This is a genomic window from Ruegeria sp. CDSA034, from assembly GCF_059612275.1.
In genome coordinates, this window is sequence record NZ_JBXWQH010000003.1 from 291,374 (window position 1) to 312,409 (window position 21,036).

Consider the following 21,036-nt stretch of genomic DNA (forward strand, 5'->3'; position numbering starts at 1 on the left):
GAATTTAAGTCCCTTGGGGGGGAAACACGACGGAGTTAAGGGCATGGCAAGTCCTGAAGATGTATTGAGTTTTTGGTTAGATGAGGTTGGTCCCAAGGGTTGGTATCTGCAGGATGACGCATTGGATGCAGAAATCCGCGAAAGGTTCCTGACCACATGGGAGGCTGCGAGTGAAGGCAAGTTCTCTCTCTGGCTGACCTATCCCAGCGGTGCATTGGCGTACATCATCCTGATGGATCAGTTTCCACGCAACATGTTCCGAGGAAGCGCTGAGGCCTTCGCCTCAGACCGCGCGGCGTTGTCAGCAGCGAAATGTGCGGTGGACAAAGGGTGGGATATGAAGATCGACGAACCGGCCCGCCAGTTCTTTTATCTTCCATTGATGCATTCGGAAAACCTGTGTGACCAGGAACGCTGTGTGCGCCTGATGTGTCAAAACATGACCGATGGCGACGACGGCAACCTGTTGCACGCAAGGGCGCATCGCGAAGTGATCCGCAAGTTCGGTCGGTTCCCTTATCGCAACGACGCTCTCTCGCGCCCAATGACCGAGCACGAGGCCGCCTATGTCGACATGGGCGGATACGGCGCGACCGTGCGCGAGCTGCAGACAGCCGGCTAGGACGCCGGCTCGCAGCCTCGGATTGCAATGATCCGGTCGGCAAAAATGTCGGCCGAATTTTCAATTGCAGTGTTGATTAACTGGTCCGGGGCTTCGGTCAACTCGGCTATTCTCGCCTGCGCAGCTTGCAGGTTATTCTCTAAATCATTCAGCTTTTCCAAAGCTTCAGACAGTTTTTGGGCGGTGGCACTATCGGCTGCTGTTCCGCTAAGCTGAAGGGATGACAGGTCGCTGCGCAATGCCGTCAGTTCACCGCGTATCCCTTGAACGTCTTCCTTCAGGGGCGCTACGATCTGGACCTTCTCGGCAAACTTGACGGTAATGTCGTCGACTGTAGAAGCCAGCTTCCACCCCAGAAACAGGCATAGTGCAATCAGGATAAGCGTTGCATTCAGCACGGCAAGCAACAGATCTTTAAGCGTTTTGGCCATGGTAAGCCTTTCGAATGACTTGGGTTTCACAAAGTCCGGACAGGCCCGGTGCGTATCTTCTAGCCATAGGATCACGCGCGGTATAGGCTGAAAACAGCGCATACCGCGCCAGTTTACCCTGCGTCTGTTTTGTCGCGGGAGCAATATGTTGATGCATTCAGGAGATTAGTTTAATGGTAAACTAATTTCTGAATCGACCTGCGCCGAGAGGGAAACATGGCAGCACAATCTTTTGATCTGATCGTAATTGGCGCCGGTCCCGGTGGCTACGTGGCCGCTATCCGTGCGGCTCAGCTGGGCCTGAAGACCGCCGTGGTCGAACGCGAGCATTTGGGCGGTATCTGTCTGAACTGGGGCTGTATCCCGACCAAGGCGCTGCTGCGAACGTCCGAAGTGTTCCATCTGATGGAGCGCGCGAAGGATTTTGGCCTGAGCGCTGACAAGATTGGCTTTGATCTGGATGCGGTCGTCAAGCGTTCTCGCGGCGTTGCGGCGCAGTTGTCGGGCGGCATCGGTCATTTGTTGAAAAAGAACAAAGTTACCGTGGTCATGGGCGCGGCAACGATCCCTGCAAAAGGCAAGGTCACCGTCAAAACGGACAAAGGTACCGAGGAACTGACCGCCAAGAACATCGTTCTGGCCACCGGTGCACGGGCGCGGGAACTGCCCGGATTGGAAGCGGATGGCGATCTGGTATGGACCTACAAGCACGCACTCCAGCCGCCGCGGATGCCAAAAAAGCTGTTGGTGATCGGGTCTGGCGCAATCGGAATCGAGTTCGCCAGCTTCTATAATACGTTGGGCGCAGACACGACCGTGGTCGAGGTTATGGACCGGGTCCTGCCGGTCGAGGACGCAGAAATCAGCGCGCTGGCCAAGAAGGCCTTTACCAAACAAGGCATGACCATCATGGAAAAGGCGATGGTCAAGCAACTGGACCGCGCCAAGGGTAAGGTCACGGCGCATATTGAGGTTAAGGGCAAGGTCGAAAAGCACGATTTTGACACCGTGATCTCGGCAGTAGGGATTGTCGGCAATGTCGAAAACCTTGGGCTAGAGGCCTTGGGCGTTAAGATTGACCGTACCCATGTCGTCACGGATGAATTCTGCCGCACAGGTGTCGACGGACTTTACGCAATTGGTGATATCGCAGGCGCGCCCTGGCTGGCGCACAAAGCCAGCCATGAAGGTGTCATGGTCGCGGAACTAATTGCCGGTAAACACGCTCATCCAGTGAAACCCGAAAGCATCGCCGGCTGCACCTACTGTCAGCCTCAGGTCGCATCGGTGGGGTACACCGAAGCCAAGGCGAAAGAGCTTGGCTATGACATCAAGGTTGGAAAGTTCCCGTTTATCGGCAACGGCAAAGCCATAGCGTTGGGTGAATCCGAGGGCCTGATCAAAACGATTTTCGACGCCAAGACAGGTGAATTGCTAGGGGCACATATGATCGGCGCGGAAGTTACTGAGTTGATTCAAGGCTACGTAGTGGGACGGCAATTGGAGACCACTGAGGAAGACCTGATGAACACTGTCTTCCCACACCCGACTCTGTCGGAAATGATGCACGAAAGCGTGTTGGACGCCTACGGGCGCGTGATCCACATGTAAGGATGGGGGCTCTGCCCTCGCCGCCCGTGCCGGGCGTCTCCCCCGGGATATTTAAAGGTCAGATGAATGAAGGATCCTTCCTTCATCTGGCTAAAAACATCACGGAGCACGAGGCAGAGTCACGCAAATATCTTATTTATTCAATGCGTCCAGTATGCGCGCCCACGAACGAATGCCCTTGTGGAAACTTTTCACGTCATACTTTTCGTTCGGTGAGTGGATGGCGTCGTCGTCATTGGCGTAGCCGACGAGCATCGAGTCCAGTCCGAGAACCGAATCAAAATAGCCAACCACCGGGATCGAACCGCCCATGCCGGTAAAGACAGCTTCGCGGTTCCACTCATCTGATAACGCGCCGCGCGCGGCCTCGAATTCGGGGCGATCTAGGTTCATCACCGATGCCGGAGCCCCTTCGAGATCGTTGTCCCAGACAACTTTCGCGTCGGGCGACAGGCGATCTTCGACATGTTTGCGGACTTTGTCGCGCAGGGCATCGGGGTCCATGTCGCCGACCAGCCGGCAGGTGATCTTGCAGTGCGCTTCGGACGGGATCACGGTTTTCGATCCTGCACCGTTATAGCCGCCCCACAAGCCGTTCACTTCCAGCGTTGGACGTGCCCATTGCTGTTCCAGTGTGGAATAGCCCTTTTCTCCATGCGGTTGCGAGTAACCGACAGAACTCAGGTATTCCGCCTCATCAAAACCGCAATTTTCCCATTGGCGGAGCTGCTCTACGGGCACTTCGTGTACACCTTCGTAAAACCCGTCAACGGCCACGCGACCGGTTTCGTCGTCGTAGAACGAGGCGACGATCTTCGACAACTCACGCAGCGGGTTCAGGCCCGGGCCGCCGTAGTGACCGGAATGCAGATCGATGCGGGGACCAATGATGGTGAATTCATCCTTGAGCATACCGCGCAATTGCGAGGCGATGGAGGGCACGCCACGCGAGACCATCGAGGTGTCGCAGACCAGTGCTAGATCGGCTTTCAACTCTTCCTTGTTGGCTTCCAGGAACGGAACCAGCGAGGGCGAGCCGGATTCTTCTTCGCCTTCGAAGAAAAACGTGATGCGGCAGGGCAGAGTGCCGTGGATGGCTTTCCATGCGCGGCAAGCCTCGACGAAGGTCATCAACTGACCCTTATCATCTGAAGAACCTCGGCCACGGATGACCTGACCATTTTCGGTGTCTTCCAGAGCGGGATCAAAGGGGTCTCGGTTCCAAAGTTCCAGCGGGTCAACGGGTTGGACGTCGTAGTGGCCATAAAAAAGAACATGAGGACCGTCGCCGTCTTCGCCCACATGGCCAACGACCATCGGGTGACCCGGGGTCTCGCGCTTTTCGGCTGCAATGCCAATGCTTTGCAGGTCGGCGACCAGCCAGTCAGCGGCCTGGTCGACCTGCTCTTTGTATGCGGGGTCGGTCGAGATCGACGGGATGCGCAGAAACTCCATCAAACGGTCGATGGAAGTGGTCAGATCGGAATCGATCTTGCTCAGAACAGCGTCTAGCGACATGAGCTTCTCCTGAATGGCGTGAACTGCTGCGGAACCTATCAGCACCGGCGGCGCCGTCCAGTGCGTATCGGCAGGATTTGCAGTATACTGTCGGAAACAGAATGTGTGGCAGGGTTATCGCCTGCGTCGTTTCCTCGCGTCTTATGGCCGTAACTTTACTTGTCGGGGGGCGTGAACAGGGATAATTGATACAGATCAATGCTGCGACTCTGACAATGCCGCTAGGCAAGACAGTCAAGGGGAAGCAAACCGCGGGGACGGCTTGATCCGCCATCCGGGGAAATAACGGGTTCGACAAACAGCACGTCTATGTCGGGCACAGAAGGAGAAACTGGTGGACTATACTGCTCAGCTCGATTCAGCGATTGCCAGGCTGCATGACGAAGGCCGTTATCGGACCTTTATTGATATCGAACGCCAGAAGGGTCATTTCCCGCATGCTGTACGGACGCGTCCGGACGGCTCGCAGCAGAATATCACCGTTTGGTGTGGAAACGACTATTTGGGTATGGGCCAGAACCCGGTTGTTCTGAATGCAATGCATGATGCGGTTGATGCTGCTGGTGCGGGTTCGGGCGGAACGCGTAACATCTCGGGCACCACGGTCTATCACAAGCAGCTTGAGGCTGAGCTGGCCGATCTGCACGGCAAAGAGGCAGCGTTGCTGTTCACCAGCGCGTATATCGCGAATGACGCGACGCTCAGCACTTTGCCGAAACTATTCCCCGGTCTGATCATTTATTCCGATGCACTGAACCATGCTTCAATGATCGAAGGCGTGCGCCGCAATGGGGGCGACAAGCGTATCTTCCGCCACAACGATGTCGCGCATCTGCGCGAACTGCTTGAGGCCGACGATCCGACCGCGCCCAAGCTGATCGCGTTCGAATCTGTCTATTCGATGGACGGTGATTTCGGCCCGATCGAAGAGATTTGCGACCTGGCAGATGAATTTGGCGCGCTGACCTACATCGACGAGGTGCACGCTGTTGGCATGTACGGCCCGCGCGGTGGTGGCGTGACCGAACGCGATCGTTTGGCGCATCGCATCGACATCATCAACGGAACACTTGCCAAGGCCTATGGCGTGATGGGGGGCTATATCGCCGCCAGTGAAAAAATGTGTGACGCTGTGCGCTCTTACGCGCCAGGCTTCATCTTCACGACGTCGCTGCCTCCGGCCGTTGCCGCCGGTGCTGCCGCTTCGGTGGCCTATCTGAAAGGTGCGTCAGAGTTGCGTGAGCAGCATCAGACACAGGCCAAGGTGCTTAAGCTGCGTCTGAAAGGGATGGGCCTACCGTTGATCGATCACGGCAGCCACATCGTACCTGTGATCGTCGGCAACCCGGTACACACCAAAATCCTGAGTGACCGGCTGCTGGATGACCATGGAATTTACGTCCAGCCGATCAACTTCCCGACCGTGCCGCGCGGCACGGAACGCCTGCGTTTTACCCCGTCACCGATCCACGGACCGGGTGAAATGAACCGATTGATCCGTGCGATGGACGAACTTTGGTCACATTGTGCGCTAAATCGCGCCGAACTTGCAGGTTAACCTCACGCCAAAGTGTGCAATGCGTTTGTCGCGTGTTAAGCTTACGCTAACAAAAGAGACGCACGAATCGTTACGTAGGCGATTCGCCGTTGGCGTGTAACACGCGCAAGGCAGAATGGGGCAGCAGGGATGATTGGGCGCAGATCACAGCGCGATTCCGAAGAAAACACGGACGTCAGGCCGAAGGGCTTTGACGACTATGAGGTACGGCTTGGCGACAGGATGCGCGGCGAACGCGCGACCATGGGTAAGTCTCTTCTGGATGTTCAGCGCGAACTGCGGATCAAAGCCAACTACATAGCTGCAATCGAAGACGCTGATCCCGATGCGTTTGACACACCCGGCTTCATCGCCGGGTATGTGCGTTCTTATGCGCGTTATCTGGGTATGAACCCGGATGATACCTTTGCCACGTTCTGCGCCGAAAGCGGTTTCGAAGTGGCCCATGGTATGTCAGCCGAGGCTTCGGTTGTTCGTAAACCATCCGGCGGGTTGCCCGCGCGGGGTCCGATGGGGCGCGATCCGTTCATCTCGCCGAATACACCTTACATCCCAGGCAGGGAATCTCTGGTCAGCCAGATTGAGCCCCGTGCTATTGGATCGTCTCTGGTCCTGCTGGCGGTGATTGGTGGCATTGGCTATGGCGGTTGGGCGGTTCTGAACAAAATCCAACAGGTTCAGGTGAGCCCGGTTGAGCAGGCCCCGGTGGTTCTGTCCGATCTCGACCCGTTGGATGCAGCCCGCGCTCCGTTAGAACTTGCCGAAGCAGCAGAATCCACAGCACCGACCCCCGAAGCGCTGGATCGTCTTTATCGCCCACAGGCGCTGGATGTTCCGGTTCTTGTGGCACGTGACGCGCCGATTGCCACATTGGACCCTCGCACAGTCGGAACGTTCCGCCCGCCAGAGGCGCCCCGGATCGAAGTGGCCGAAGTGCACACAGTTGAACGCCTCGCATTGCCGCAGGTTGTTGAACAGGTTGATACCGCACTGAAAATCGTGGCCGTTGCGCCATCGTGGATGCGTATTCGCGCCGCCGATGGAAGCGTTCTGTTTGAAGGCACATTGGGTACGGTCGAGCAGGGCAATACATTCGAAATTCCGCTGACCGAAGAACCACCGCAACTGCGCGCAGGGGCTTCGGGTTCCGTTTATTTCTCGATGAATGGTGAACATTTCGGACCTGTTGGCGCGCCGGGCACGGTGACCAAAGGTGTTCTGCTGTCTAAGGACGCGGTTGCCGAGCGCTATGAGATCGCCGATCTGGAATCCGAACAGAACAGCGCCCTCAAACAATTGGTGGCCGAACTTCAGGCGGAAGTACCTGAAACGCCGGCTGAGTGATCTGGCCATTGCGGTGGCCGGGTAGGCGGACTATTTAAAGACGCAACTCAGGCAGCTTTGGACCCGTCCTCATGTCCCTTAATCACGTCCGCCCGTGGCGCAATATCTACCGCCGCAAATCCCGCCAGATCATGGTTGGAAATGTTCCGGTCGGGGGCGATGCACCCATTGCTGTCCAGACGATGACGAACACCCTGACAACGGATGTTGCAGGGACCGTTGGGCAGGTTCAGGCCGCGGCAGAGGCAGGTGCCGATATCGTGCGCATTTCCGTCCCTGATGAGGCGTCATCGAAAGCATTGAAAGAGATCGTGCGCGAAAGCCCGGTTCCCATCGTGGCCGACATCCACTTTCACTATCGCCGCGGTATCGAAGCTGCCGAGGCGGGTGCCGCATGCCTGCGCATCAACCCGGGCAATATCGGCGATGAAAAGCGTGTGAAAGAGGTTATCAAGGCCGCGCAGGACCATAATTGCTCGATCCGCATCGGTGTGAACGCCGGTAGTCTGGAAAAGCACCTGCTTGAAAAATATGGCGAACCATGTCCCGAGGCGATGGTCGAAAGCGGGTTGGAGCATATTCGCATCCTGCAGGACAACGACTTTCACGAGTTCAAGATTAGCGTGAAGGCCAGCGACGTCTTCCTGTCGGCGGCAGCCTATCAGGGCATTGCTGAGGCCACGGACGCGCCGATCCACCTTGGCATCACCGAGGCTGGCGGGCTGGTTTCTGGCACCATCAAATCGGCCATCGGGCTGGGCAATTTGCTGTGGATGGGTATTGGCGACACGATCCGTGTCAGCTTGTCCGCTGACCCGGTCGAAGAAGTAAAGGTGGGCTTTGAGATCCTGAAATCTCTGGGCCTGCGTCATCGCGGCGTGAACATCATCTCGTGCCCGTCCTGCGCGCGGCAGGGGTTTGACGTGATCAAAACGGTCGAGGCGCTGGAACAGCGGCTGGAACACATCAAAACGCCGATGAGCCTGTCGATTATCGGCTGCGTGGTGAACGGCCCCGGTGAGGCGCTGATGACCGATGTTGGCTTCACCGGAGGCGGGGCCGGATCGGGCATGGTTTATCTGGCAGGTAAGGCCAGCCACAAGATGTCGAACGACCAGATGATTGATCACATCGTCGAAGAGGTCGAGAAGAAGGCCGCGGAACTGGACGCCGTGGCTGAGGCGGCGGAATAGTTGATGTCACTGACCCTCGGGTCAATTCAGACGGCGGGCATTTGTTGCGTTGCGCAGTGAATACCGCCACCAAGTTCGCCTAGAATATCGACGTTTAGTGCCACAACTTCGCGCCCCGGGTAATGTCGGGACAGGGCGTCGTGTGCGATGGTGTCGGTTTCTTTGTCACCGAATTGGGCCATGATGACCGCGCCATTGCAAACATAGTAGTTTGCATAGGATGCCACGAACTCTGGATCGTTGACCCGCCTTCTGACCGGTTCCGGAATGACGTCTACATGTAAACCTTCCGCGACCAATCGGTCATGCGTGTCCAATGCCGCAAGGTGGAAGGGGTCCTGAAAATCAGGTTCGTCGGGAAGGTTGACCAGAACACGACCCGGTTCAGTAAAGCGTGCCAGACTGTCGATGTGGTAGTCGGTGATGTCTTCGCCCCAAACACCCTCGGACCAAATCATGCGGTTTGCTCCGTAGGCGGCCAAAAGTTTGGCTTCGATCTCGTTACGAGACTGGCCAGGGTTGCGATTGTCATTCAGCCATGAGCTTTCATGCGCAATGAGCAGGCCGTGCCCGTCTTGCTCAACACCTCCACCTTCACCGTTCAGGCCGGACGGAAGAAGCGGCAGGCCCAGTCGTTCAGCAACGCGACCAGCGACACGAGCGTCCTGTTTGTGTGCTTGCTTCTCACCCCAGCCATTGAACTGGATTTTGCGGATCGCCATGTCACCGGCGTCTGAGATCACAAAGATCGGTCCGGAATCCCGGCACCAAAGGTCTTCGGTTGGGACGTCCCACAATTCAACTTCCGTTGAAAGTTTTTTACGCGCTGCCGAATGGTATTCGGCTGCAGCCAGCATCGTTACCGGTTCAAATGGCGAAATTGCATTGGCAATATCGGCGATCGTTTGCTGCACCAGATCTAGCAAGTGGGCATCTGGATACACATTGCGGCTTACCGGCCACTGCATGAAAGTGCGTTGGTGTTGTGTTTCTTCCGCGGGAACAAAATAGCCCAAACCAGCTTGGGCAAAAGGTTGCTGTGTGACACTCATTAACCCAATCGCCCCGCCAGACAGCAGAACTTCCCTACGCTTCATTGTGAAAACCCTATTAGACTGTTGGGTGAAGAGCACCTCGGCGAGAGGTGCTCCTTGTTCATCAACCCTGATCTGCGCGCACACCGTCCGCAATCTGCTTCATCTGATCCGCTGGCAGAAAGCCGCGCAGCATTTCGGTGCCCAGAACAAATGAAGGTGTTCCTGAAATCTGCATACGCTGCGCCAGCGCACGGGTCTGACCGATTTCATCCGTAACCTGTTCGCTGTCCATGGCCGCAATGATCGCATCGCTGTCCAGGCCGAGGCCATCCGAGATCCGGCGCAGGGAGACTTCGGAAGGCTCTCCACCGAATTCCATCAGCGCGTCATGGACCTGTTTGTAGGCGTCATCGCCGGCCACATGTTTGGTTGCGACCGCAAAGCGCGAAGACAGGACTGAGGCGTCGCCCAAGATTGGGAATTCCTTGATTACAAGGCGGATGTTGCCATCTTCGGCCAACAGGCTCGCGACTTCGGGCACGGCGCGGCGACAGTAGCCGCAGCGGTAGTCCATGAATTCGACCAGCGTGATATCGCCATCCGGGTTGCCGCCAACCCAGCTATAGCCGTCGTTGAACAGCTCGTCCGCATTCGCGGCGACCAGTTCCTTGTCAGCAGAAGCTTCGGCCACAGCGTTGCGCTGTTCAAGAATGTTGATCGCTTCGATGATCACTTCGGGGTTTTCCAGAAGGTACTCGCGCACCTGCACACCGAACTGCTCGCGTTCGGCATCGCTCATGGTGCTCAGGTCCAGGGCCTGCGCGGGGCCGGTGATCAGGGAAAGCCCCAGAAGGGCGGGTGCAGCATGTCTGAGGATCATTTCCGGTTCCTTTTCTTTTTCTTCGCTCGTTCCGAGGCAATCAACACATCCTGTGCCCGTTGCCAACCAGGTGAACCTTCGGGCAATTGCCCGACGGCGCGTTTTGCGTGAATGCCTGCGTCGACCAGGCGGCCTTGCAGGGCATAGCGTTCTGCGGTCACGGCCGAGGCCATGCCGTTATTTCCGACCTTGGCGTAAGCCATTCCAAGGTCCTGCATCAGTCGTGCATTGCGATAGTCCCGCGCGCGTGCCTTTTCAAGCACCTTCAGGGCGTCGGTCGTCTGCCCATCTGCCAGCAAGGCGCGCCCGTACCCCGCCAGAAGCAATGGATCATTCGGCGACATCTCAACTGCCTGTCCATAAGCTTTAATTGCGTCGGGCAACTTTCTGTTTTCCAGCAGAATTTGCCCTTTTAGCTCATAAAAGAACGGATCATCGGGCCGGATTTCCAGCGCGCCGTCGATCGCTGCCCTTGCGCGGGCCAGATCGCGGTTTTGATGATGGGCGGCGGCTTCGCGCATCAGGCGTATGTCTTGCGCGCTTTCCTCTTTCAACCGGCTCAAGGTCCAGCCCGGCGAGCGTAGGAAGGCCGATAGCTTGCCCTTGACCCGCGCGAACCAGTAGTCGGCGTTGGGATTTGGCGACGCATGATCGCTGAACTCGCCCACAAACGCCTCAGCGGCGCGCAGCCGTTCGCGGCTGGTGGGGTGGGATCGCATATAGGGGTCTTGGTTGGCGGTATTCAGCAACTCTTGACCCGCAAACTTTTGGTGCAGAGCGACCATCCCGTTGGGTGAGATCCCCGCCGCGCGCAGGTAGCTGGCCGAACTGCGGTCGGCTGATGCCTCTTCGGCCCGTGTATGCCCCAGGAAACTGCGCAGGGCAGACGCGGATGTGCCGGCGGCGATTCCCGCTGCGGCTTCGCCACCACCTGCGGCTGCGGCGATCAGGGCCAGCGCAGTGCCCAGTTGGGCTTTGCGCTGCGCGGCGCGCATGTTTTCAACCCGCCTGGCCAGATGGCCATTGGCGATATGAGCTGCCTCATGCGCGATCACGGCTTGCAGCATCTCAGGGCTTTCGACGGTCAGGATTAGCCCGTAATTTACGTATATTGCGTTGTAATCAATGACAAATGCGTTGAACGTGCTGTCATTGACGACCAGAATTTTCACCCGATTGGTGTTTAGCCCGGCGGCCCGCAGAATGGGAAAGGCCAATTCGCGCAACCCGTGCTCGATATCGGGGTCGCGGATCAGGCTTTGAGCGCTGGACTGAAACGCACTGCTCAACCATGTCACTGCAATCAGCAACAGGGCCGGGATTGACGCCAGCTTGGATAAGCGTTCAAAAGCCATGGCTGCAACATGGGAGATGGGCATGAGAAACTCAACCCGATCCGGGGTCGATCCCTTCATCGTGATGGATGTGATGGAGGCCGCGCGCCGCGCTGAAGAGGCCGGGCGGCACATCATTCATATGGAGGTCGGCCAGCCGGGAACGGGCGCGCCCAAAGGGGCCGTTCAGGCCTTGGCCAGAGAAATGGATCAAGGCCCGCTGGGCTATACCGTGGCTTTGGGTCTGCCCGCGCTGCGGCAACGGATCGCAAGCCTGTACGGTGAGTGGTATAACGTCGATCTCAACCCCGACCGCGTCGTGATTACACCAGGGTCGTCCGGCGGGTTTCTGCTGGCTTTCACTGCCTTGTTTGATAGCGGCGACCGCGTAGGTATCGGCGCGCCGGGCTATCCCTCTTACCGGCAAATTCTGAAAGCGTTAGGTCTGGTCCCTGTCGATCTGCCCACCGCACCCGAAAACCGGCTGCAACCCGTGCCATCCGATTTCGCAGGGCTCGACCTGCAGGGCCTGATGGTTGCGTCGCCTGCGAACCCCACGGGCACGATGCTGGATCACAGAGCCATGGGCGCGCTTATTGACGCCGCACAAGGGCAGGGCGCTTCGTTCATCAGTGATGAGATTTACCATGGGCTGGAATATGAGGCCAAAGCCGTCACCGCGCTGGAGCTGACGGATGACTGCTATGTGATCAACTCGTTTTCCAAGTATTTCTCGATGACCGGCTGGCGCGTTGGCTGGATGGTGGTTCCCGAAGATCAGTTGAGGGTGGTTGAGCGGATCGCTCAGAACATGTTCATCTGTGCGCCGCACGCCAGCCAAGTGGCTGCGCTGGCGGCAATGGACTGCAACGATGAATTGCAGGCCAATCTGGATGTTTATCGCCGCAACCGCCAATTGATGCTGGACGGGCTGCCCAAGGCCGGTTTCACCAATATCGCGCCGCCAGATGGGGCGTTTTATGTCTACGCCGACGTCTCGGACCTGACCGACGACAGCCGGGCCTTTGCGGCCGAGGTGTTAGAAAAGGCGGGGGTAGCCGTCACGCCGGGGCTGGATTTCGACCCGCTGCGCGGTCATACAACGCTGCGGTTTTCATACGCGCGATCGACGGCGGACATCGAAGAGGGTCTGCAGCGCCTGCACCGCTTTATGGCGGATCGCGGTGCGATCAGGGAACAGGCCTGAGCCGTTCACAACGGGCCCCGGATGCGATAGAGTGCCAGACAAACGATCTCGGGAAAACTTGAGGCCATGAGCAGGATCATTTACGCCATTGCGCTGTTTTGGGTGCTGTCGACTGCCGCCGTCGCGCATGACTTCAGCGCGCTTGCGCGCGTGTTGCCGGATGACAGTCGCATTGTGGACGAAGGTCGCGCAGGGGTGAGGGTCGATCTGGGCCTCAGCCAGGGCGTCCCTTACCGCGTGTTCACATTGCAAGATCCCTACCGCATGGTACTTGATTTTCAAGAGGTTGACTGGACCGGGCTTGACCGCGAAGCGCTTCTGCAAACCGATCGTATCAGCGGTGTTCAATTCGGAGCATACGTTCCCGGTTGGTCTCGGATGGTTCTGGAACTTGGCGCGCCCTTGGCCGTCGACCGCGCCGAAATGAAAATTGATCAAACGGCTGGAGGCGCGCAACTGTCGCTGCTTCTCCAAGGAACCGATTTCGATTCATTCGCCGCTGGCGCAGGCGCACCCCGTCAACAAGGTTGGGATTTGCCCGAACCCGCAGTGACAGCGACCCAGCCGCGCCAGGGCGGGGCAGGCGCGTTGCGGGTCATGCTTGACCCCGGCCATGGCGGTATTGACCCGGGGGCCGAGGCCGACGGATTGGACGAAAAGACTCTGATGCTGACTTTCGCGCGCGAGCTTCGCGAGCATTTATTGCGGACCGGAGGGTTCGAAGTGGTGATGACGCGGGTTGATGACCAATTCGTCTCGCTCGAACGGCGCATCGCGTTGGCGCATCGGGCCGGTGCCGATGTGTTTATCTCATTGCATGCGGATATCCTGTCCGAAGGGCGGGCGCATGGGGCCGCAGTTTATACTTTGTCGGACGAAGCATCTGATGTGGCCAGTGACAAGCTGGCCGAACGTCATGACCGCGGTGACCTGATCTCGGGGATCGATCTGAGCGGTGCGGATGACCAGGTGGCCGATATTCTGCTGGATATCGCGCGGCAGGAAACCAAGCCCCGAACTGATGCGCTGGCCCGTGCGTTGGCAGATGGCATGACACAACAGGGCGGCCCGATGAACAGCAGGCCGATCCGCACAGCGTCCTTCTCGGTTCTCAAGGCAGCGGATATTCCTTCGGTTTTGGTCGAGCTTGGGTTTCTATCCAGTCCCCGGGACCTGCAGAATATCAGGAACCCGGAATGGCGCGTTGGAATGGCGCAGGGCATTGTCGATGGTCTTAAGAAATGGCGGCAGGACGACCTGATCAAAAGATCCTTGATTGGTCAGTGACCCTGCGACGTAAACCGGCTATTATTGGCCATCGTGTTTTGACCCTGCGCCGGGCCATCACTATATAGGCGTCACCGCGAGTAAAAGGCAGTAACGTGATCCGTTTCATTCTTTCGATTTTCGGGGCGATCTTCAGCCTCGTGACATTGGGTATCTTCATGGCCGCGCTGGTCGTCGGCGCGATCTTCTGGATGTATGGGCGCGACCTGCCCAGCCATGAATCGTTGGCGCAGTACAAACCGCCCACGATCAGCCGAATCTATTCGGGCGAAGGCCAGTTGATCGACGAGTTCGCGCAGGAACGTCGCCTGTTCACACCGTCCGAAGAGATTCCCGATCTGGTGAAGCAGGCGTTTATCTCGGCTGAGGACAAGAATTTCTACACCCACCAGGGGTACGATCCGCGCGGTATCATTGCTGCTGGTGTTGAGGCGGTGAAGTCCAAGGGTGAAACCGTTCGCGGTGCATCGACCATTACACAGCAGGTGATGAAGAATTTCCTGCTGTCCGGCGACCGCCGCGCCGAGCGGAAAATCAAGGAAATCATCCTCGCCACTCGGCTTGAGGATACGCTGGACAAGGAACAGATCCTCGAACTTTACATGAACGAGATCTTTCTGGGTCAGAACTCCTATGGTGTGACCGCCGCCGCACAGACTTATTTCAACAAGACCCTGCAAGAGCTGGAGCCGCACGAGGCCGCGACATTGGCCGCGATGCCGAAGGCGCCGTCGGATTATCATCCGGTTCGGCAAAAAGAGCGTCTGCTTGCACGTCGGGACTATGTTTTGCGCGAGATGAACCAGAATGGGTATATCGATCAGGCGACCTATGAGGTCGAAGTCGAAATGCCCCTCCGCTCGGTCCAGAACGGAGATTTCGAAAGCTTCCGTACGGCGTTGCCGCCGCGTGACTATTTCACCGACGAGATACGCCGCCAGCTGAGCGACGATTTCGGCGAGGGTGAGTTCTTTACCGGCGGTTTTGCTGTCCGCGCCTCGGTCGACGAAGAAATGCAACTTGAGGCCGCCAAAGCCCTGCGCACCGCGCTGCAAAAATACGACCGCTCGCGCGGGAAATGGCGCGGGACTGGTGAAGTTATTGCGGAAGAAAAACTGACCGACGAAACTCAGTGGCGCGAAGCGTTGGCCATCATAGAAATCCCCCGTGACGTTGTGCTTCCGACGCAGTGGTATCCGGCAGTTGTGATGAACGTCGGTGAACAGCAATTGACCGTGGGGATCGAGGACGGCCCGGCCGACGGCATCATCCCACGTTCCGATATCAAATGGATGCAAGGTGATTTCGCAGCGAACTTCAAGCGTGGCGACGTCATTCTGGTTATGGCCGGGGAAGAAGGCCAGTGGTCTGCACGTCAGGTGCCTGAAGTGCAGGGTGGCTTTGTTGCGATGGACGTGAACTCGGGCCGTGTTCTGGCGATGCAGGGTGGGTTCTCGTATCAGGATTCGGTGTTCAACCGCGCCACGCAGGCACAGCGCCAACCGGGTTCCAGCTTTAAGCCTTTCGTCTATGCCGCCGCACTGGACAGTGGTTATAGCCCCGCAACCATCGTTGTGGATGCCCCGATTGAGGTGAACACGCCCCAAGGACTGTGGAGACCCAAGAACTCGTCGAACAAATTCTACGGCCCAACGCCGCTGCGCACGGGGATCGAACAGTCACGGAACCTGATGACCATTCGTCTGGCGCAAGAGGTGACCATGCCTGTTGTCGCTGGCTACGCGGAACGGTTTGGTGTCTATGACCGTATGGGTGCGTTCCTGGCGAACTCGCTGGGGTCGGAAGAAACCACGCTGTACAAGATGGTCGCCGCCTACGCGATGTTCGCCAACGGCGGTGAGCGGGTGGAGCCCACTCTGGTCGACCGTATTCAGGATCGGTTCGGCAAGACGATCTATCGTCACGACGACCGTCAGTGCTTGGATTGTAACTCGGCCTGGCTTGAGCCGGACGAGTCGCCCACCATCGAGACCAATCGCTCTCAGGTCATGGATGCGATCACCGCGTATCAGCTGACGTCGATGATGAAAGGCGTCGTGGATCGTGGGACCGCGTCCAGTGTTGTCAATCTGCCGGTGCCGACTGCGGGTAAAACGGGTACGACGAACGAATCCAAGGATGCGTGGTTCATCGGCTTCACCTCGAACATCGTTGCTGGTTGCTATATCGGTTATGACCGCCCGCGTCCGATGGGGCGGGGGGCCTATGGGGGCACGTTGTGCGGACCAGTGTTCCAAAGCTTCATGGAGAAAGCGGTCGAAAAATACGGGGGCGGTCCGTTTGATGTGCCCGAAGGTGGCCACTTCATCAAGATCGACCGCTTCAGTGGCGCGCGCCTGCCTGCCGATGCTTCCGGTGACTATGTTGTGGCTGAATATTTCCGCGATGGCGTCGACGGCTTTATCGACCGTGTCTATGACGGTGGCTTTGCGATGGGCTCCGACCTGCCTCTGTTCGAAGAGGCCAACTCTGGCCGTCAGGTCACCACGTCGACTGGCAACACAATCACTGTTGGCCCCAACGCCAGCCAGGGTGATCTGCAGGGCGGCGGTCTTTACTGATCCGCTACCTGCAGGAGTAGGTTCAACAGGTCTTCTTCCGGGTCATTTGTGACGGTGCCATCTGCGCGCCAGAAGATCGACAGAGCACATTTTGCGGCTGCCCATTGGGCAAGTCGTATTTCGTTAACCCGCATGGCGGTCGCGTATAGCGCTAGGCCAGTTTCAATCTGTTCAGGGCGCCGAACCAACTCTGGCATGCCTTTTGGGTGGCGTAGGGCATTGGCCAGCTCAAAAGCCGGATCGCCGATGTACCCCTTGGCGTCAAATACCCGAGGCCCGGCGGGTGTTGCGATCACGTTGTCATGATGCAGATCCCCGTGCAGCGGAACAACCATATCCTGCGTGTCCAGAAGGTGACGGCCAATGCTGATCGCTTGCATCATGTTTTGCCGTAGCCGGGTCGGGCAATCGTCCGAGAATTGACAGTCAAAAACTGGTGCGAAGACTTCTTGAAGCGGTTTCAACCCGGTCGCGTTGATGGTAGGCCTTTGGTGGAGCCGATCCGCTGCCGTCGCCAGACCGCGTACCGCATCATCCGGGCGGCCAGACCGCGCGATGTCCCCAAGCGATGGCCCTTCAAGCCATTCCGTCAAAACGGCGTTGGGCGCCTCGGCCAGTATGTGCACAGCACCCCGGTCACGCCACAGGTGCATCAGGTGCGGGCCAGCTGTTTCATTGCCACGGTTTGGGCGGCGATAGATCTTGAGGGCGGCAAGCGTGTTGTCCAAAGTTCGGACCTTCCACACATGTGCATGCCCGGTATCCGCAACGAGCTGAGGGTCTTCCAAATCCCATCTGGTCAGAAACTCGTTCAGCGCGTTTTGCATTCCGTCTCGCCCGTCTTGTGGTGGCCCGCGCCTCTTGCTATCACGCAGGCCTGATTGAGCAAGTTGGGACAAGACCATGCGCGCCGAAACCCAGAACACCGTGGCGGAAATCGAAAAGTCGCTGGAGCTGCTGGCGCAGCGTATGGACTATGAGACCGCCCCTCATCGTCTTGAGGAATTCAACGCGCGCGTCGAGGATCCTAACCTATGGGACAACCCCGAGAACGCGCAGAAACTGATGCGCGAGCGTCAGATGTTGGTGGATGCCATCGAAACCTATGAATCCATCAAGACCGATCTGAGCGACAATATCGAGCTGATCGAACTTGGTGAGATGGAAGAGGACGAAGAGGTCGTCACCGACGCCGAAGACGCCATTCAGAAATTGGGCGCGAAGGCCGCCAAGAAAGAGCTTGAGGCGCTGCTGGATGGCGAGGCCGACGGCAATGACACGTTCCTTGAAATCAACTCGGGCGCCGGTGGCACCGAAAGCTGTGACTGGGCCTCGATGCTGGCGCGGATGTATGTCCGCTGGGCTGAGAAGAAAGGCTACACGGTCGAGCTGCAGTCCGAGACTGCGGGCGAAGAGGCAGGCATCAAATCCGCCGCCTACAAGATTTCGGGTCACAACGCCTATGGCTGGCTGAAATCCGAGAGCGGCGTGCATCGTCTGGTGCGCATTTCGCCATTTGACTCGGCGGCCAAGCGGCACACATCCTTCAGTTCGGTCTGGGTCTATCCGGTGGTCGACGACAATATCGAGATTGAGGTGAACCCGTCCGAAATTCGCATCGACACATATCGGTCTTCGGGCGCGGGTGGTCAGCACGTGAACACCACGGACTCGGCGGTTCGAATTACGCACATTCCGACAGGGATCGTCGTGACCAGTTCTGAAAAGTCGCAACACCAGAACCGCGATATTGCCATGAAGGCCCTGAAATCGCGCCTGTATCAGCAGGAATTGGACCGTCGCAACGCGGACATTAACGCGGCACATGAGGCCAAAGGTGATGCGGGCTGGGGCAACCAGATCCGGTCTTATGTTTTGCAACCTTATCAGATGGTCAAGGATCTGCGCACCAACCATGAGACGTCTGACACCAAAGGTGTTCTGGATGGCGATCTGGATGGGTTCATGGCTGCCACCCTTGCGATGGATGTGGCGGGCAAGAGCCGCTCCGAGGCGCAAGGCGACGGCTGAGACGCCGCCAGGGGGCACTGCCCCCGTCTCCGCAGGCGGAGACTCCCCCGGGATGATTTTGGCCAGATGTAGCTGATCCGTGCACCGCGGTGTGCGTGGTAAAAGATATATGTAAAACACGGGTTTAAATGGGGTTGCAGCCTCGCTAGGCTGATCGCGACTTGGTAACACTGAATGCGATGGGTCCCGGATGGATTTAAGTCAGACAACCGCAACTGCCTTGTTGGCGGCGCTTTCGGCCCGGTGTCTCTTAGCCGCTGATCTGATGCGTGAAACCTTGGATCGCATTGCGGCGGTCAACCCGCCTCTGAATGCGATTGTTGCGCTGCGCGATGAAGAGGCGCTGATAGCCGAGGCGCGTGCGCTGGATGCGGGACCAGTGACAGGCCCGTTGCATGGGCTGCCGATCGCGGTCAAAGATCTGGTGAATGTCGCCGGAGTGGTGTCGTCGCAGGGATCACCGCTGTATCGCGATCATGTACCCGAACAGGACGATCTGATAGCCGCACGGATGCGGGCGGCCGGCGCAATCCTGATCGGTAAAACAAATACGCCAGAGTTCGGCTTGGGCTCGCACACGTTCAATCCCGTTTATGGCGCCACACGTAACCCATATGATCGCTCTAAGACATGTGGTGGATCATCGGGTGGGGCAGCGGTTGCGCTGGCCACCGGGATGGTGGCGCTGGCGGATGGCTCTGACATGATGGGCAGTCTGCGTAATCCGGCGGCCTGGAACAATGTCTATGGGTTTCGCCCAAGTTGGGGACGTGTGCCGCCTGAACCGGTGGGCGACGTATTCCTTCACCAACTGTCCACGCTTGGCCCAATGGCACGAGCCCCGGAAGATCTGGGTGTGTTGTTGGACGTAATTTCAGGGCCTGACCCGCGGCATCCTGCAACCCCGCAAAATGCTGCAGTGTCCCCGGTTCAGGCGGCCGATCTGGCCGGTATGCGGCTTGGCTGGCTGGGCGACTGGGGTGGGGCGTTCCCGTTTGAGGATGGTATTTTGGACCTGTGCCAGGATGCGCTGTCCGTTTTCGTACAGCAGGGGGCGCAGGTTGAAGCTGTTGCGCCGCCCTTTGATGCGGAACGCATATTCGAAAGCTGGTCGACCTTACGATCCTGGAGCGTGGCGGCAAGTCTGGCCCCGCAGTCTGAACAGCGGGCGCAGTTGAAGGACACGGCGCAATGGGAGCTTGACCAGGGGCAGGCCCTGACGGCGATGCAGGTGCATCAGGCGAGCGTTGTACGGTCGGATTGGTTCCGGCGCGCGGCTGCACTGTTCGAAGGGTTTGATGCGTTGATCCTGCCGTCTACTCAGGTCTGGCCGTTTGAACTTGAGCTTCCGTATCCCACCGAGATTGCTGGTAAAAGCATGGATACCTATCACCGCTGGATGCAGGTCATGATTCCAGTCAGTCTTATTGGGCTGCCGTGTCTGTCGGTGCCGGTGGGGTTTGGGGCAGGCGGGTTGCCGATGGGCATGCAGGTCTTTGGCCCACGCGGCGCGGATACGAATATATTGTCAATCGGGGCCGCGTATCACGACGCGACCGGGTGGCCACAAAACCGACCGGCTTGAGGAGAGCGCCGGAAACAGGAGGAAAAACAGAGCATGGAAAAACCCTTTGGGGTTCCGGAAATGGGACCTGTGGATACCGGAATGCTGCGCGAGGCGTTGCGCCGTGCCTGGGCTGATTTTCGTCGAGCACCTGTTTTTGGCCTGATGTTCGGTGGGTTCTATGTGCTGGCTGGCTTGGCCATGGCGTGGGTCACGGTGCAGACGCAGACGTCATTCTGGCTGGTGTTGGCCACCATAGGGTTCCCTTTGCTCGGCCCTTTTGCGGCAGTAGGGTTGTATGAGGTGTCACACCGACTGGAACAGGGTGAACCTTTGGATTTCAACGAGGTTTTCGGCGTTGTCCTGCAGCAGAGCCGTCGTCAATTGCCATCCATCTGCGCGATCATCGTGGTGATTTTCCTGTTCTGGTTTTTCCTGGGTCATATGATCTTTGCGTTGTTCATGGGGCTGTCGACCATGACCAACGTCTCCAGTTCGCTAGAGGTCTTTATGACGCCCAATGGCCTGACTATGCTGGCCGTCGGCAGCATCGTGGGGGCCATTTTCGCGCTTATTCTATACATGATCACCGTCCTTTCGATCCCGATGTTGCTGGATAGGGAACTGGACTTCGTGACTGCGATGATCGCCAGTTTCAGCTATGTCCGGTCGAACCCGAAGATTATGCTGGGGTGGGGTGTGTTCGTGGCCGTCGTGACGTTTGTGGCCATGATCCCGTGGTTTTTGGGGTTGTTGATCGTCTTGCCTTTGCTGGGGCATGCCAGTTGGCACCTGTATCGTCTGATCACTCTGGCAGGGGCCGGGAAAGAAGCCTGA

The 21,036-nt window shown here is 58.0% G+C and carries 17 protein-coding genes; 11 read left to right on the top strand and 6 right to left on the bottom strand.

The window, feature by feature from the left end; translation table 11 throughout:
• Nucleotides 1-43: 43 nt before the first annotated feature.
• Nucleotides 44-622, top strand: coding sequence for a DUF924 family protein (locus tag AC2FLJ_RS08255; RefSeq protein ID WP_108860380.1), 579 nt, complete (start codon nucleotides 44-46; stop codon nucleotides 620-622).
• On the opposite strand, the gene AC2FLJ_RS08260 is transcribed toward AC2FLJ_RS08255, so the two are convergent.
• Complete coding sequence (locus AC2FLJ_RS08260; RefSeq protein WP_496705235.1) at nucleotides 619-1,053, bottom strand: hypothetical protein; 435 nt, start codon at nucleotides 1,051-1,053, stop codon at nucleotides 619-621. The two genes, AC2FLJ_RS08255 and AC2FLJ_RS08260, sit on opposite strands and share 4 nt — an antisense overlap.
• 216 nt (nucleotides 1,054-1,269) lie before the next feature.
• Between AC2FLJ_RS08260 and lpdA the strand changes: the two genes are divergently transcribed.
• On the top strand, nucleotides 1,270-2,664 hold the full coding sequence (gene lpdA / locus AC2FLJ_RS08265) for a dihydrolipoyl dehydrogenase (protein ID WP_496696751.1): 1,395 nt from the start codon (nucleotides 1,270-1,272) through the stop codon (nucleotides 2,662-2,664).
• Nucleotides 2,665-2,796: 132 nt separating this feature from the next.
• Here lpdA and AC2FLJ_RS08270 read toward each other — a convergent pair whose 3' ends face one another.
• Nucleotides 2,797-4,182, bottom strand: coding sequence for a dipeptidase (locus tag AC2FLJ_RS08270; protein ID WP_282120483.1), 1,386 nt, complete (start codon nucleotides 4,180-4,182; stop codon nucleotides 2,797-2,799).
• 334 nt (nucleotides 4,183-4,516) lie between these two features.
• Between AC2FLJ_RS08270 and hemA the strand changes: the two genes are divergently transcribed.
• The 3 genes from hemA to ispG all read left to right on the top strand — a co-directional run bounded on the left by hemA (nucleotide 4,517) and on the right by ispG (nucleotide 8,277).
• Entirely contained in the window at nucleotides 4,517-5,740 is a 1,224-nt protein-coding gene (gene hemA, locus AC2FLJ_RS08275) for a 5-aminolevulinate synthase (protein ID WP_496705238.1), read from the top strand.
• A 129-nt stretch (nucleotides 5,741-5,869) separates the two neighbouring features.
• Nucleotides 5,870-7,084, top strand: coding sequence for a helix-turn-helix domain-containing protein (locus AC2FLJ_RS08280; RefSeq protein ID WP_496696745.1), 1,215 nt, complete (start codon nucleotides 5,870-5,872; stop codon nucleotides 7,082-7,084).
• 71 nt (nucleotides 7,085-7,155) lie between these two features.
• The gene (gene ispG, locus AC2FLJ_RS08285; protein ID WP_496696743.1) at nucleotides 7,156-8,277 is read left to right on the top strand and encodes a flavodoxin-dependent (E)-4-hydroxy-3-methylbut-2-enyl-diphosphate synthase; all 1,122 of its coding nucleotides are present in this window, start codon (nucleotides 7,156-7,158) and stop codon (nucleotides 8,275-8,277) included.
• A gap of 26 nt (nucleotides 8,278-8,303) precedes the next feature.
• Here ispG and AC2FLJ_RS08290 read toward each other — a convergent pair whose 3' ends face one another.
• The 3 genes from AC2FLJ_RS08290 to AC2FLJ_RS08300 form a co-directional block, all read right to left on the bottom strand.
• Nucleotides 8,304-9,374 carry an agmatine deiminase family protein gene (locus tag AC2FLJ_RS08290; RefSeq protein WP_496705240.1) on the bottom strand — a complete coding sequence of 357 codons (1,071 nt, stop codon included), beginning with the start codon at nucleotides 9,372-9,374 and terminating at the stop codon, nucleotides 8,304-8,306.
• A 61-nt stretch (nucleotides 9,375-9,435) separates the two neighbouring features.
• Nucleotides 9,436-10,194 (bottom strand): DsbA family protein, encoded by a 759-nt coding sequence (locus AC2FLJ_RS08295; RefSeq protein WP_496696740.1) that lies wholly within the window; start codon nucleotides 10,192-10,194, stop codon nucleotides 9,436-9,438.
• Nucleotides 10,191-11,573, bottom strand: coding sequence for a M48 family metalloprotease (locus AC2FLJ_RS08300; RefSeq protein WP_496696739.1), 1,383 nt, complete (start codon nucleotides 11,571-11,573; stop codon nucleotides 10,191-10,193). Before AC2FLJ_RS08300 ends, AC2FLJ_RS08295 begins: the two co-directional genes overlap by 4 nt.
• On the opposite strand from AC2FLJ_RS08300, the gene AC2FLJ_RS08305 reads away from it, so the two are divergent.
• The 3 genes from AC2FLJ_RS08305 (at nucleotide 11,572) to AC2FLJ_RS08315 (ending at nucleotide 16,604) form a co-directional block, all read left to right on the top strand.
• Nucleotides 11,572-12,735: a pyridoxal phosphate-dependent aminotransferase gene (locus tag AC2FLJ_RS08305; protein WP_496705243.1), complete on the top strand. Its 1,164-nt coding sequence runs from the start codon at nucleotides 11,572-11,574 to the stop codon at nucleotides 12,733-12,735. The two genes, AC2FLJ_RS08300 and AC2FLJ_RS08305, sit on opposite strands and share 2 nt — an antisense overlap.
• 66 nt (nucleotides 12,736-12,801) lie before the next feature.
• Entirely contained in the window at nucleotides 12,802-14,022 is a 1,221-nt protein-coding gene (locus AC2FLJ_RS08310) for an N-acetylmuramoyl-L-alanine amidase (protein ID WP_282151461.1), read from the top strand.
• Between the two features lie 95 nt (nucleotides 14,023-14,117).
• The gene (locus tag AC2FLJ_RS08315; RefSeq protein WP_282120490.1) at nucleotides 14,118-16,604 is read left to right on the top strand and encodes a penicillin-binding protein 1A; all 2,487 of its coding nucleotides are present in this window, start codon (nucleotides 14,118-14,120) and stop codon (nucleotides 16,602-16,604) included.
• On the opposite strand, the gene AC2FLJ_RS08320 is transcribed toward AC2FLJ_RS08315, so the two are convergent.
• A complete protein-coding gene (locus AC2FLJ_RS08320) occupies nucleotides 16,598-17,431 on the bottom strand; it encodes an aminoglycoside phosphotransferase family protein (protein ID WP_496705245.1) in 834 nt (277 codons plus the stop codon). The genes AC2FLJ_RS08315 and AC2FLJ_RS08320 overlap by 7 nt on opposite strands.
• A 76-nt stretch (nucleotides 17,432-17,507) precedes the next feature.
• On the opposite strand from AC2FLJ_RS08320, the gene prfB reads away from it, so the two are divergent.
• From prfB to AC2FLJ_RS08335, 3 genes are all read left to right on the top strand, one after another.
• The gene (gene prfB, locus AC2FLJ_RS08325; RefSeq protein WP_058277539.1) at nucleotides 17,508-18,635 is read left to right on the top strand and encodes a peptide chain release factor 2; all 1,128 of its coding nucleotides are present in this window, start codon (nucleotides 17,508-17,510) and stop codon (nucleotides 18,633-18,635) included.
• Nucleotides 18,636-18,825: 190 nt separating this feature from the next.
• Nucleotides 18,826-20,220, top strand: coding sequence for an amidase (locus AC2FLJ_RS08330; protein ID WP_496705247.1), 1,395 nt, complete (start codon nucleotides 18,826-18,828; stop codon nucleotides 20,218-20,220).
• A 33-nt stretch (nucleotides 20,221-20,253) separates the two neighbouring features.
• A complete protein-coding gene (locus AC2FLJ_RS08335; RefSeq protein ID WP_496696728.1) occupies nucleotides 20,254-21,036 on the top strand; it encodes a DUF2189 domain-containing protein in 783 nt (260 codons plus the stop codon).

Coding starts and splice junctions, on each gene's coding strand:
- AC2FLJ_RS08255 (WP_108860380.1), top strand. CDS start 44: ATGGCAAGTCCTGAAGATGTATTGAGTTTTTGGTTAGATGAGGTTGGT.
- AC2FLJ_RS08260 (WP_496705235.1), bottom strand. CDS start 1,053: ATGGCCAAAACGCTTAAAGATCTGTTGCTTGCCGTGCTGAATGCAACG.
- lpdA (WP_496696751.1), top strand. CDS start 1,270: ATGGCAGCACAATCTTTTGATCTGATCGTAATTGGCGCCGGTCCCGGT.
- AC2FLJ_RS08270 (WP_282120483.1), bottom strand. CDS start 4,182: ATGTCGCTAGACGCTGTTCTGAGCAAGATCGATTCCGATCTGACCACT.
- AC2FLJ_RS08280 (WP_496696745.1), top strand. CDS start 5,870: ATGATTGGGCGCAGATCACAGCGCGATTCCGAAGAAAACACGGACGTC.
- ispG (WP_496696743.1), top strand. CDS start 7,156: ATGTCCCTTAATCACGTCCGCCCGTGGCGCAATATCTACCGCCGCAAA.
- AC2FLJ_RS08290 (WP_496705240.1), bottom strand. CDS start 9,374: ATGAAGCGTAGGGAAGTTCTGCTGTCTGGCGGGGCGATTGGGTTAATG.
- AC2FLJ_RS08295 (WP_496696740.1), bottom strand. CDS start 10,194: ATGATCCTCAGACATGCTGCACCCGCCCTTCTGGGGCTTTCCCTGATC.
- AC2FLJ_RS08305 (WP_496705243.1), top strand. CDS start 11,572: ATGAGAAACTCAACCCGATCCGGGGTCGATCCCTTCATCGTGATGGAT.
- AC2FLJ_RS08300 (WP_496696739.1), bottom strand. CDS start 11,573: ATGCCCATCTCCCATGTTGCAGCCATGGCTTTTGAACGCTTATCCAAG.
- AC2FLJ_RS08310 (WP_282151461.1), top strand. CDS start 12,802: ATGAGCAGGATCATTTACGCCATTGCGCTGTTTTGGGTGCTGTCGACT.
- AC2FLJ_RS08320 (WP_496705245.1), bottom strand. CDS start 17,431: ATGCAAAACGCGCTGAACGAGTTTCTGACCAGATGGGATTTGGAAGAC.
- prfB (WP_058277539.1), top strand. CDS start 17,508: ATGCGCGCCGAAACCCAGAACACCGTGGCGGAAATCGAAAAGTCGCTG.
- AC2FLJ_RS08330 (WP_496705247.1), top strand. CDS start 18,826: ATGGATTTAAGTCAGACAACCGCAACTGCCTTGTTGGCGGCGCTTTCG.
- AC2FLJ_RS08335 (WP_496696728.1), top strand. CDS start 20,254: ATGGAAAAACCCTTTGGGGTTCCGGAAATGGGACCTGTGGATACCGGA.